General features: G+C 60.8%; 11 protein-coding genes. 1 reads left to right on the top strand and 10 read right to left on the bottom strand.

The annotated features are described in order from the left end of the window. Positions 1-665: 665 nt before the first annotated feature. Positions 666-1949, bottom strand: a complete 1284-nt coding sequence (locus tag H7688_RS22040) for an O-acetylhomoserine aminocarboxypropyltransferase/cysteine synthase family protein (RefSeq protein ID WP_183363416.1) — start codon at positions 1947-1949, stop codon at positions 666-668. 105 nt (positions 1950-2054) lie between these two features. Further along, positions 2055-3551 carry a 4-alpha-glucanotransferase gene (gene malQ / locus H7688_RS22035; protein WP_183363420.1) on the bottom strand — a complete coding sequence of 499 codons (1497 nt, stop codon included), beginning with the start codon at positions 3549-3551 and terminating at the stop codon, positions 2055-2057. A gap of 228 nt (positions 3552-3779) precedes the next feature. Between malQ and H7688_RS22030 the strand changes: the two genes are divergently transcribed. After that, complete coding sequence (locus H7688_RS22030; RefSeq protein WP_183363415.1) at positions 3780-3944, top strand: hypothetical protein; 165 nt, start codon at positions 3780-3782, stop codon at positions 3942-3944. 18 nt (positions 3945-3962) lie between these two features. On the opposite strand, the gene ftsH is transcribed toward H7688_RS22030, so the two are convergent. The 8 genes from ftsH to H7688_RS21990 all read right to left on the bottom strand — a co-directional run bounded on the left by ftsH (position 3963) and on the right by H7688_RS21990 (position 12194). Beyond that, positions 3963-5810 (bottom strand): ATP-dependent zinc metalloprotease FtsH, encoded by a 1848-nt coding sequence (gene ftsH / locus H7688_RS22025; RefSeq protein ID WP_183363414.1) that lies wholly within the window; start codon positions 5808-5810, stop codon positions 3963-3965. Positions 5811-6058: 248 nt separating this feature from the next. After that, a complete protein-coding gene (gene cas6, locus H7688_RS22020) occupies positions 6059-6934 on the bottom strand; it encodes a CRISPR system precrRNA processing endoribonuclease RAMP protein Cas6 (RefSeq protein ID WP_183363413.1) in 876 nt (291 codons plus the stop codon). A 129-nt stretch (positions 6935-7063) separates the two neighbouring features. Next, on the bottom strand, positions 7064-8017 hold the full coding sequence (locus tag H7688_RS22015; protein ID WP_183363412.1) for a Tim44 domain-containing protein: 954 nt from the start codon (positions 8015-8017) through the stop codon (positions 7064-7066). Positions 8018-8069: 52 nt separating this feature from the next. Then, positions 8070-8873: an HD domain-containing protein gene (locus H7688_RS22010; RefSeq protein ID WP_183363410.1), complete on the bottom strand. Its 804-nt coding sequence runs from the start codon at positions 8871-8873 to the stop codon at positions 8070-8072. Then, positions 8866-9240 (bottom strand): PilZ domain-containing protein, encoded by a 375-nt coding sequence (locus H7688_RS22005; RefSeq protein ID WP_183363408.1) that lies wholly within the window; start codon positions 9238-9240, stop codon positions 8866-8868. Before H7688_RS22005 ends, H7688_RS22010 begins: the two co-directional genes overlap by 8 nt. 76 nt (positions 9241-9316) lie before the next feature. Next, a complete protein-coding gene (locus tag H7688_RS22000; protein ID WP_183363406.1) occupies positions 9317-10600 on the bottom strand; it encodes a class II fructose-bisphosphate aldolase in 1284 nt (427 codons plus the stop codon). Between the two features lie 87 nt (positions 10601-10687). After that, positions 10688-11641, bottom strand: coding sequence for a DUF4140 domain-containing protein (locus H7688_RS21995; RefSeq protein WP_246329923.1), 954 nt, complete (start codon positions 11639-11641; stop codon positions 10688-10690). A 73-nt stretch (positions 11642-11714) separates the two neighbouring features. After that, positions 11715-12194 (bottom strand): FKBP-type peptidyl-prolyl cis-trans isomerase, encoded by a 480-nt coding sequence (locus tag H7688_RS21990; protein WP_183363418.1) that lies wholly within the window; start codon positions 12192-12194, stop codon positions 11715-11717. Between the last annotated feature and the right edge of the window lie 16 nt (positions 12195-12210).

The raw sequence follows: 12210 nt of genomic DNA, 5'->3' as shown, positions 1-12210 counted from the left end.
TGAAACAACTGACTTTTTAAAAACCTACATTGCGTAAATCGTCTACTATTTAGTTTTCAAAGACCAAGCCGCTCGTCGCGACAGACTTGGCAACATACCCGAACCGTTCCAACCTGTCAACAAAAAGTTTTGAGGTTTTTTCGGCGGCCGATCCGTAAAGGATCAAGCCAGGGCAGTTATTGAGTTGTCGGAGAGCAGTACTGCGAAGCCACACTTTATAGCAGAGGAGTTTTTCACTGTCAATGCTTTTTTGTGGTGCGCTGACAGACGTTGTTGCTTTCAAAGCGCCCCGTTCGTCAGCGGATGGTGGTTATAACAAAGCTTCCTTGAGGCGTCAACGGGTTTATCATTTGTTTTTACCAACCAGGGAGAAACGGCAAGGATAGCCGAAGGTTAAGGCGGTGAAAAGTCTCAGACCATGCGGTTGGCACACTAAATCGAGCCGTCGGAGCGTCCCTGGCTGCATGCTCGCGGAGCCCGGGATCGAGGCGCTCCGCAGGAAACCTTCACCAGGGGCCTGCCACCGTTAATAGCATCCGGTGCCTCCCCCCTGCCCCTCTCCCGGCTGGCGAGTGGTTCTTTCCTTCGCGAGCTTCGGTAGTAAAAAAAGCTGCCACCCGTTATGGGTGGCAGCTTTTCCGGTGAACCCGCCGTATTAGCGTGGACTAGGCCTGTGCGGCTTTCAAGGCCTGATCGAGGTCGGCGATGATGTCCTTCACATCTTCGATGCCTACCGACAGCCTGATGAAGTCCTGGCTTACACCGGTAGAGAGTTGCTCCTCGGCGGAGAGCTGCTGGTGGGTCGTCGAAGCCGGGTGAATCACGAGGCTCTTCGCATCGCCGATGTTGGCGAGGTGCGACAGGAGCTTCACGCTGTCGATGAACTTCTTGCCAGCCTCGAGCCCGCCCTTGATGCCGAAGCCGATGATGGCACCGCACCCGTTTAGATACTTCTTGGCGTTTGCATGGTCCTTGTGGCTCGGCAGGCCGGGATAGTTCACCCAGCTTACCAGCGGATTTTGCTCCAGCCACTCGGCAACCTTCTGCGCGTTCTCGACATGACGCTGCATCCTGACGTGCAGGGTCTCGATCCCCTGTATGATCTGGAAGGCATTGAACGGAGAGATGCAGGCACCCATGTCGCGCAGCAACTCGACCCTCATCTTGATGATGTAGGAGATGTTGCCGAGCGCGTCCCAGAACTTGAGGCCGTGATAGGACGGATCCGGCTCGGTGAATTCCGGGAATTTCCCGTTGTTCCACGGGAAGGTGCCGCCATCGACCACGCAACCACCGATGCTGGTGCCATGGCCCCCCAGGAACTTGGTCAGCGAGTAGACCACGATATCAGCCCCGTGTTCGAGCGGCTTGAAGACAAAAGGGGTTGCGGCGGTGTTGTCGACGATGTACGGGATGCCGGCGTCATGGGCAACCTTCGCGATCGCCTCGAAGTCGTCGACGTTGTTCTTGGGATTGCCGATCGCCTCGCTGTAGACCAAGCGGGTATTTTCATCGATCGCCTTGCGGATGTTTTCCGGATCGGAAGAATCCACGAACTTCACCGTGATCCCCAGTTTGGGAAGGGTGTAGTGGAACAGGTTGTAGGTGCCGCCGTAGAGGTAGCTGGTGGAGATGATGTTCTGGCCGGCGCTGGCGATGTTGAGGACGGCGTAGGTAGTGGCAGCCTGGCCTGATGCCACGGCAAGCGCGGCAACACCGCCGTCAAGTTCCGCGACCCGCTTCTCGAGGACGTCGGTGGTCGGGTTCATCAGACGGGTGTAGATATTGCCGAACTCCTTCAAACCGAAGAGGTTTGCCGCGTGCTCCGAGCTTTTGAAGACATACGAGGAGGTCTGGTAGATGGGCACGGCGCGCGAAAGGGTCGTCGGATCCACAGTCTGACCAGCATGCAGTGCGAGGGTGTCAAAGCCATAATTAGTGTCTGCCATGTTTTTCTCCCATCCTTTCAACAATCATTTTGGTAAAGAAAAGCCTTTTATGAGCTATACGAAATTACATCTACTATGTCAACAAATTACTCTATACATTCCCCCTCAACCAACGAAGTCGGGCTGCCTGCCATAAAGCTCGGTAACATGTGCAAGTTTACTGGCAAGGCGGCCCGAGAACGCATCTGGCGGACAGCGCCAGCTCCAGTTGCCTGCTGCCTGGCCGGGGACGTTCATACGCGCGGAGCTGGGAAGTTCCAGGAGATCCTGCATGGGTATGATTGCGTAATCAGCCACCGAAGCCAGCGCGCACTTGATCATCTGCCAGACGATATCGGTATTGTCCCGGTCCAGGTAATTGAGCACGGCCTTCTGCTCTTTGGCTTTGAGGGATTCGAACCAGCCGAGCGTGGTGTCATTATCGTGGGTGCCGGTATAGGCAACGCACGATCTTACGTGGTTATGCGGCAGGTAGGGATTCTCCGGGCCGGAACCAAAGGCGAACTGCAGGATCTTCATCCCGGGAAAGCCGAACTGGTCGCGCAAGGCCTCGACCTCGGCGGTGATGATACCCAAGTCCTCCGCAATTATCGGCAGAGTACCCAAAGCGTAACGCAAGGTATTGAAGAGCGCCTCGCCCGGACCCTTGACCCAGCGCCCGTTGATGGCAGTCTTCGCCCAGACCGGCACCTCCCAGAACGCCTCGAAGCCGCGGAAGTGGTCGATCCGCACCATGTCGTAGAGGGATAGGTCGTTGCGCAACCGCGCCACCCACCAACCGTACCCTTCCGCAGCCATGCGTTCCCAGTTGTAGAGGGGGTTGCCCCAAAGCTGACCGGTCTTGCTGAAATAGTCGGGCGGCACCCCCGCGACGACGATAGGCCCCCCCTTCTCGTCCAGGTGGAACAGGTGCGGGTTTGCCCAGACGTCGGCAGAATCGAACGCTACGAATATGGGGAGGTCACCAATAATAGAGATCCCCAGCACGTTCGCGTAGCCCTTTAGTTTTTTCCACTGGCGGGTGAATTGCCACTGTTGGTACTTCTGCTCGCCAATAGCCATACCGAGTTGTTCACTCCAGCTGGCAAGTGCTTCCGGCTCGCGCTGGGCAATTGGCTCAGGCCAGGCATTCCAGCTCTCTCCCTTGAAATGCTCCTTCAACGCCATGAAGAGGGCGTAATCATGCAACCAGAAGGTGCTGTCGCAGAACTGCCAGAACTCTTCCTTGCGCCGCTGTGGGGCCGATTCAAAGAACCGCGTCGCCGCCACCTTCAGGAGTCCGGTCTTGTAAAGGGTGGTAGCGCCGTAGTCGACATGGTCGCCGGGGGGGTCGGGCTGCAGGTCCTGCGCTGTGAGGTCGCCATCATCGACAATGGCCTCGAGGTTGATGAGCAGCGGATTGCCGGCGAACGCGGAATAGCAGGAATACGGGGAGTTTCCGTAGGCGGTGGGACCAAGCGGCAGGATCTGCCAGAGCGACTGACCCGATTTGTGCAAAAAATCAACGAAACGACGGGCCTCCTCTCCAAAGGACCCGATGCCGCCTGTGCCCGGCAGCGACGAGGGGTGTAACAGCACCCCACTCTTTCTCTTTCTCACTATAAAACCCCTCACATCATAAGGTACGGCCGGCACTCGTCATAGCAGCAGTCTCAGGATCAAAGTTCCAAAGAAAAGGCCGCTGTGCTCTTTGGGTGAGCTAAAGAGAATCGAGCCCTGAGCCTAGGGGTGCCCCCCTGAGACAAAGCAGGATGAACTATGCCATAAAATAGCTGTAATGCAAACAGAGGGGGACTTTACGGTGATGAAGGGAGATGTTATAGTGCCGCCATGGAAACTATCAAGACAGCTACTTTCGAAGCTCTGCTAGAGAACGCGGTTCCCAACGATGTCGGCGGTTACGACTTCATTTTGGACGGGGAGACCTTCCAGATCAAGGACACCCTGGAGATCTCCGCAATCGCAACGCGAAAAGGCTACATCATTATCTACTAGAGTCGGTAGCCTCCGGGTTCAGGCACTGGCGAGAACGGCGTCCACCCGGACGCCGTCGAGGGTTTCCTCCTCGAGCAATGCCGCGGCCAGGGCGTCAAGTTTCTCGCGGTTCCGTGAAACCAGTTCTTGCGCCCTTGATTCCGCCTGCCGGATCAACGAAGCGATCTCCTGATCGATCTGCCAGGCCATCTCCTCGGAAAAGGTTTTTTCCTCCGCCAGCTTCATTCCCAGAAAAGGATGCTCTTCCCCGCGTTGGAAGGTCATTGGCCCGATCTTATCACTCATCCCCCATTGGCAGACCATCTTCTCGGCGAGGTCGGTGACGTACTTCAGGTCGCTTTGCGCGCCCGACGAGATGTCGTTGAACACCTCTTTCTCGGCAACCCTGCCTCCCAGTGCCACGCAGAGACGGTTCACCAGGTAGTTGCGCGGGTAGTGGTAGCGGTCGTCATCGGGGAGCTGCTGGGTGACCCCTAAGGCGCGCCCCCTGGGAAGAATCGTCACCTTGTGCACCGGGTCGGTACTCGGCAGCAGCCGCGCCACCAGGGCATGTCCCGCCTCGTGGTAGGCAGTGATGCGTTTTTCGTCATCCGAGATCACCATGTGACGCTCGCCCCCCATCAGGATCTTGTCCTTGGCGCGTTCCAGGTGATCCAGAGTCACCACCATGACGTTGTCACGTGCCGCCAGGATGGCCCCCTCGTTCACCAGCCCTTCCAGATCGGCCCCGGTCATCCCGGGAGTTCCCTTGGCGATCACCGCGAGGTCGACGTCTGAGGCGAGTGGGATCTTCCGGGTGTGCACCCGGAGGATTTTTTCCCGGTCGCGCCAATCCGGCCGTTCTATCACCACGTTGCGGTCGAAGCGCCCCGGACGCAGCAGGGCGGGGTCGAGGACATCCGGGCGGTTGGTTGCCGAGATGACGACCAGTTCGGCGTGGGGATCGAAGCCATCCATTTCGGACAGTAGCTGGTTCAGGGTCTGCTCGCGCTCGTCATGCCCGCCGCCGAACCCGGCACCGCGGCTGCGTCCCACCGCATCGAGCTCGTCGATAAAGATGATGCTGGGAAGTACCTTGCGCGCGCTGGCAAAGAGATCGCGGACCCGGCTGGCGCCGACGCCGACGAACATCTCGATGAACGCCGAGGCGGAGATGGAGAAAAAGGGAACCCCGGCCTCCCCCGCCACCGCGCGGGCCAGCAAGGTTTTACCGGTACCCGGAGGCCCCACCAGGAGAACCCCCTTGGGCACCTTCCCGCCAATCTGCTTGAACTTCCCCGGTTCTTTCAGGTACTCGACCACCTCGCGCAGTTCCTGCTTGGCCTCTTCCATCCCCGCGACATCGGCAAAGGTGACGTTGATGTGCTCCGAGGTGTAGGTCTTGGCGCCGGAACGGGAAAAACCGCCCATCATGGCACCGGGTCCCTGACTCTTCATCCCTCTCATGATGAACCACCAGACTCCCAGGATGAGCAACCAGGGGAGCAGGTAGATGAAGATGTTGCCCGCGGTGGAGCCGTCGACCGGCAGGACCTGGACGTCGACCTTGCGTGCCTGTAGTTCTGGGAGGAGTGTGGGGTCACCGAAGGAGGGGATATTGCTGGTGAAAAAGGCGGTATCAACCGAACCGCCCTTTTGCCCCGCCGGTTGCGGGATTGAGATCTTGGTGCGGAACTCCCCACGCAGGTTGCTGCCGCGCAGGGTGACTTTCTTGACATTGCCGGCGGTCAACTCATCACGAAAGCGGGAATAACTGATATCGGCACCACGCTCGGCAGACTGCTTGACAAAGGAACCGTAGAAGGCATTGAGCAACAGGACCAAAAGACCGGTAACCAGCAACGGCCTCCAGATTGACTTCCCCATGAGAAGCTCCTCGGCGAGTGAGTGACCGCTAACACAGGGGAAGTCTAACCGAGAAAGGGCGCAATACAAGGCGGGGCGGCTTTATGAGGCAGGAGGCGATGCTGGGATATTTTTATCATGAGGAGCATCGCGGCAGGCTCTGATGAGAAAAGCGGGGTTGCTCAGGCGGCGATAATGAGAAATTCCGACGACAGAAAGCGTCCGGTTCGTTGCCTCTTCGGCCGACGCTAACTGCAGCAGTGTGCCAGCTACCCTTCCAGCTGGAACCGGCCGAAACCGAACGAGGCCCCTTTGCCGAGATGGGTGGCGCCCCCCAGTTGCAGCAGCAGGTGAAAGGGCTCCAGGTCGCCGGCGAAGGTCACGCTGCCGATCAACCCGGCGGGGCGTCCATTCCACACCTCGAGCCTGCAGTCGGAGCCGAGAGGCTGGACCGAAGCCGCAGCCTGGGAAAGCCAGCGGTAGTCGAGCGGGAGCTCCAACCCTTCGTAGTAGTATGCCAGCGAGGAGACACGACGCATCAGTGCCCTGGTGAGTTCGGCAAAGCTGAAGCGGCGCACCAGCCTTCCCTCATGGGTGAGCTTGAGCGGCGTCACGAAGCGAACGGTGAGCCGGTCCGGCGGCAGCGGTCCGGATGCGGTGGGGTCCTCGGCACTCAAGAGAGGGAGCGCCGGCTGCAGTCCTCCGGCCACAGACTCGCGCCCGCCACCCGGCGCTTCCGCCTCGACCTTCAGCACGCTGGCCGGTAGCGCCTCGATCAGAATCCTCACCGCCTCGATAAAATGGGGCAGGTGATGCACGGCGCTTCCGAAAAGGGTGAGGGAACAGGTGAAACTGCTGCCACCGTTGGGCAGGGGCAGTAACCGGGGAAAGTGGAACACGAAAGGCAGCGGAGGTTTCTGGTGGCGTCGCAAGGCCTCCGGGTCGCGGGCTAGCTGCTGACCGAAGATCTCGGGGTACGGGCAGCCTTCGGCAGCGCGGCAACCGGCACACGTAGTACGGTCACAGGACACGACACGGCGGAAGGCGGCCTCGAAGCCGCCGCGGCACGCGTAGAGAAGGTAGGGATCCTCGAGATCCTCTTCCAGCAGAAACTCGAAGTGAATTTTTACGTAGTGCAGCTCCACGATTGCGCTCCTCGGGAGCTTTTATAACTGGTGAGCGGTAGCCGAGGCAAGTTTAAATGCGGAACCCGACGCAGCAAAAAGAAAGTGGCCCATCTCTCGACGGGCCACCTGGTTGGTTCATGGCTGGTGCTACTTCTGGGTTATCGCGCTCAATTTCCAGGGGTTGTTACCGACCGCCCTGGTGAAGGTCCAGAACTCCTCGAACTTCACCGGATCGGTTTTGCTCCCGGCAACCACCTGGCCGGTCGTGTCGTCCGTGGTGTAGTCCAGGAGGTTCGCGTAAATGAGCGCGGTGATGTAGTCCTGTCCGCTCTCCTGCCACGCCTCGGAGATCTCCACCGTGCGCACCGCGATGTTCTCCAGGCGGTTCACGCGTTTCTCGCCGAGCAGACGGTCCACGTCGTTTTGCAGGATGCCGCGCATCTCCTCGGTCAGAAGGCTTCTCACGCCGGAGAGATCCCGGTTCATCCAGGCCCCCTGGATCTTGAAGAACATGTCCATGACGTTGTCGTTGAAGCGCTGTTCATCGAAGGAAGGGTCCATCTGGCGGATGTAGGCGAGGCCGTCGGCCAACTCGTCGCGCTGCGGGGCGTAGTTGAGCCCCTGGCTCTGGGACTGATAGTCGTTCATCTGGATTACCCGGCCAGGCTCCCCGTAGCCGCTGTCGCTAACGCGGTTTTTTTTTACAAAGCGGTAGATCATGTAGGCGATGCCCGCCAACAGCAGGATCTCGAACAGGCCGATGCCTCCCCCGCCGCCTCCGCCGTAGCCGCCGAACCCCATGGACCGGAACAACATCCCGCCCAGCATACCTCCGGCAAGGCCACCGAGCAGGCTGCCGCCGAAGCTGCGCCCGAAGGAGGGCTGCTGGTACGGCTGCTGATACGGCTGCTGAGAGGGGGCGTACTGGCGCGACGGCGCCGCCTGGGAAGGAGGCGCCACCGGCCGCGAGTAGCTCCGCGTCCCCCTGCTGCCGATCGAACCTCCGCCACCCACGCGGGCCTCGGCCCCCTGCTGCACCACGAGCAGCGCCGTAACCGCAAGAGCCGCAACCATCGCCCACGTTCTCACTATTCTGCTCATCACGTTCTCCTCACTGTTGTTTCTCTCGGAAAGTAGCGCACAGGCCATTGTATCAGGTAGCCGATTCTGACGCCAACCGGTCTTCGAGATAGTCGTGCACCCGGGTCACGATCCCCTGCACCACCGCATCGTCGGGGAGCGTGGCGGCCAGTTGTTGGATCAACGACCTCTCCTTAATGAGCTTGTGCGTTGTCACGAAGTTAATATCATAAACCCAGGAGAGTTGCAGCAGTTTAAAATCGTTGAGACTTTTCAGCGTGGCGAGTTCCACCATGCGGCCGGCCTCGACCGCCTCGAGCACCTCCGGAGAGCAGGAGGGGAGGTCGGGGAATCCGAGCCCGGCTGCGGAGGCGCGCTCACCCTCGGGGGCGAAGAAGTAGTCGATGAAGACGCGCCAGATGTCCAGCTTGTCCGCGTCGCGGACCAGGCGCAACAGGTCCTCGGTTGCCGGAGGGAGCCCGGCGGGGAGCTGAAAAACATTGTGCAGGCGGACCGCGAAGTAGACGCTGTCGCGCTCCTCCTTGGGGAGGAAGTCGAGCAGGGAGCTTTGCTTGAGGATCTGGGCCGAGAGGTGGGCGTGATTCACCGACTGGCTGTCCAGGAAGGTGCGGTACTCCCGGTACTGCGGGAAGCGGCCCAAGTCGTGGCACAAGCCCGCCACCTGGGCCAGCATCTGGCGCCGCTCGTCCCCCCCGGCGGCAATCAACCGGGCAGCCTCGCAGACGTTGCGGGTGTGCAGTTCCTTCAGGTCGAAGTTGCGCTGCGCCTCGAGGTCGCTACCGCGAAAAGAGCGGCAGTAGGAGCCGAACCACGCCGTAAGAGAGGCGAGGTCGGTAACCGTGGAGCTGTCAAACATGGTGGCTCTTGGCAGCGGCAAACGCCGCGAACTCTGCCATTACCTTTGACTCGTCGCCCCCCTGGTAGGAGATCACGCTGCGCAGGTGGGCGAAGGATTCGACGTCCATCTTCTCGAAGATGCAGCCGATCCCCTCCGGCATGCTGCGCGCCACGCTGCCGCTTACGTTGATGACGATAGGGTCCTCGGTGTCGGTGAGGTAGATGGTGATTTCCACGGGTGCTCCGATGGGGATTCGCTGGCTGGTCTCAAGGTACAGGCCGTGCAGGCTGAGATCCCTCACCTCGCCCTTGAGTACCACGTCTTCGCTTTGTACCAGTGCCGACACCCTGAAGCCCACCCGGGAAAAGCTCCGTTTCTCTTGCATGGCAAACCCCTTTCTTGCGCCGTAGTAAAAAAAGGGGGCACGCGCCCCCTTTCTTGATACTACCGTATTTTCTTCATTAGTCTTCGAAGTTCCCTTCCGGTCCCTTGTCGCGGGAGATCCCTTCGGCGCGCAGCGGCAGGAGGTCCGGGGTCCATTGTGCCGGGTCCTCGATGAGCTTCCCTTTGGGGCCAAGGTCGTAGCTGCCGGCCTTGAGGATCGCCTCGATGGCCAGCGGGGCGGTGTCCTTGGAGTTGAACACCTCGGTGATCAGCTTGAAGGCGAAGGCCTCGACGCGGGCCGCCATGCGCTCGCGCACCTCGCGCGGCTGCGCCAGGAGCTTGTTCTCAAAGGGAAGGTTCAGGTTCTTGTAGTCCCCCTTCTTCCAGCCCTTGCTATCGGCAAAGGCGACCATCTCGGTCCAGAGTTCCTCGGTCATCCCCTCGCCCGGCACCTTGATGAAGTTCCCGTCGGCGTCGAGTTTGGCATTGCCGTAGTCGTTCACCTCGAGTCCCCAGGAGATGAACTGCAGCGCCGTGGCCACATTCGCCTTCGTGGTGCGGGTGCGCTGGGCGATCTGGCGCAGACGCTCGTAGCTGTTACCGGAGGTGCCATGCTGTGCGCCATTTACGCCGTACTGCTGGATCGCCTCGTGGATCTGCGCGGTAAGGTCCACCTGGATACCGGCGTCAGAGGCCTCGATGCCGTGGGTGGTGCCGTTATTGAGGGCGATCCAGTCCGGGAAAATGCTGTTCGCGTTCAGGCCGCGGATCAAGAAGAGCGCCTCGGCGACCGTGGAGAGCCCCTCTTTCCCCTTGATCTCGCCGACTTCGGTCTCGAGACCTGCCCAAGCCGGGATGAAGCTGGAGAGCTCCAGGTTGGCCAGGAGGTTCTGCTCGTCGGGGAGGTGTGAGGCGTCGATGGCGATGGAGGTGATGCCGGCATCGAACATGCTCGGGATCTCGACCTTGGCGGACTTGACGTCAGCCTCGCCCTTGATGCCGTAGTGGTCGGCGTGGATGGCGACCGGGATGGTGATGCCGAGCTCGTTGCAGACGGCATCGACCTGGCGGGCCATGTTCCAGTAGTTGACCGGGCAGTAGGCCTTCTGACCGCCTTCCGACTTGGCGATCTCGATGATGACAGCGGCGTTGGCCTTCTGGGCGGCGGCGAGCACGCCGCGGATCACGAAGTGGTTCCTGCCGTTTGCTGCCAAAGCGATGGCTTTACCCTTGGCATTCATGGCCCGGTCGACGACCTTGCCACTGACGATCAGTGCTTTCGAGTTGGGGAAAAGCTTCGCCACGTTGGGCGGACGACCGACCTCGAGGGCCTTGACGAAATCTGTAGCTGCAGCTGCCATATCTCCTCCTTATCACCTGGTGTAATTGCTTCATTGCAAAAAACGTCTACGTTATAGCATCCTAATTCAGCACTGGTCAAGCCCGCACTACGGTATCAGCGAAAATTCTCCGGCACCGCCCCCGGCAAAACGTCCCGAGCCGAGGTACTCGCCCCGCCAGTAGGCGGCCGCCTCGCCGGGCGGCAGGTCGCCGGCAGTGCCGGCGAAGGCGAAGGAAACCGGCGGGTTGGGGCCGGTTGCCGTGCCGCTCAGCGTCAGTGCGTTGCGGGACAGGACGGGGAACTCGCCGCGCACGCTGCGGGAGGGCTGTCCCTGTGCCAGAGTCCCGGGAGAAACCGCGTAGAGCGCCCCTTTCTCGGCAGGGGGGAGCTTGGCGTGCAGCACCAGCTCCCCGGTAGCGTCGCCGGCCCAGCGGAAGGCATAGCTGGGAACCCATCGGGTGCCACCCACCGTATAGGAGAGGCGCGCCTTGTCACTGGAGAGCCAGACCCGGGCGACCACGGCCCCCTTGCGGGCCCGGGCCAGTTCCTGCTCGAGTGTTTCCAGCGACTTGCGGCAGCGGCGCTTGCCCCGGTACACCGACTCGAGCTGCGCCAGCGCGAACTCGGTGCCGCGCGCCAGGGAGCTGACCGGGTCCGGGTTCGCCTTACTCTTGCGGGGCGCCTTGCCGCTTTGCAACTTCACCGCCGCGCTGAAGATCTCCTCCTGGCGGGAGAGCGCCTGCAACCGGTCCTGGAGTTCGCTGATCCGCTCCTCGAGCCGGGAGATTTCCTGAGCCCGCCGCCGGTCGGCCTCGGCGGGGACCAGTTCCACCCGGAGCACACTCGCCCCGGCAAGCGGCTTTACCCGTAGCGACCCGGGCGTGTAGCTTTGGGGGAGCGGGCACTCCAGATACCCCTTCTGTGCCGCCAGTTCCTGCTCCACCCGGGCACCGTCCAGGTACAGGGTGATGGTTTTCTGGCCGGCCGCTGCCGGAGCAGCGAGAATAAGGAGCAGTCCACAGCAAAGCGGCATCCAGCGCATCTGGCACCTCCGGAACATGAGAACAGATCTCAGGAAACCCGAAGTGACAAATGTAGCGGCTGCCGCGGCAATTGCAAGGTTTTGACAGAAACTACTTTTCTACGTCGAGCAGTTCCACTTCGAAGATCAGGTTGGCGTTGGGCGGGATCACCCCACCGGCGCCGGCCGTGCCGTACCCCAGGGCCGCAGGGATGAAGAGCTTGCGCTTCCCCCCTACCTTCATGGACATGACACCCTCGTCCCATCCGGGAATCACCTCGCCCGCACCGATCCGGAACACGAAAGGCTGGCCGCCCACCGAGCTGTCGAACTTCTTGCCGTCTTCCAGCCACCCGGTGTAGTGCACGGTCACCTTTTTGCCGGAGACCGGCGAAGCGCCCTTGCCCGGCACCAGGTCCGTGTAGGAGAGCCCGGAGGCAAGCTTCACGGTACCGGCAGCGGCCTGGGGGGCAGCCTGGGGCTCGCTTGCCGCGCTCTTCTCCGGCTGCTTCGCCTCTTTCTGCGAGCAGGCCGGGATGACGATGGCCACGACGAGCAACAGCAAAACGATGAACTTCTCGACATTACGCATCACAAACATCCTCCGA

Origin of the sequence: Geomonas limicola, assembly GCF_014193675.1 — a bacterium.
GTDB lineage: Bacteria > Desulfobacterota > Desulfuromonadia > Geobacterales > Geobacteraceae > Geomonas > Geomonas limicola.
This window is presented reverse-complemented; position numbering and strand designations above follow the sequence as displayed.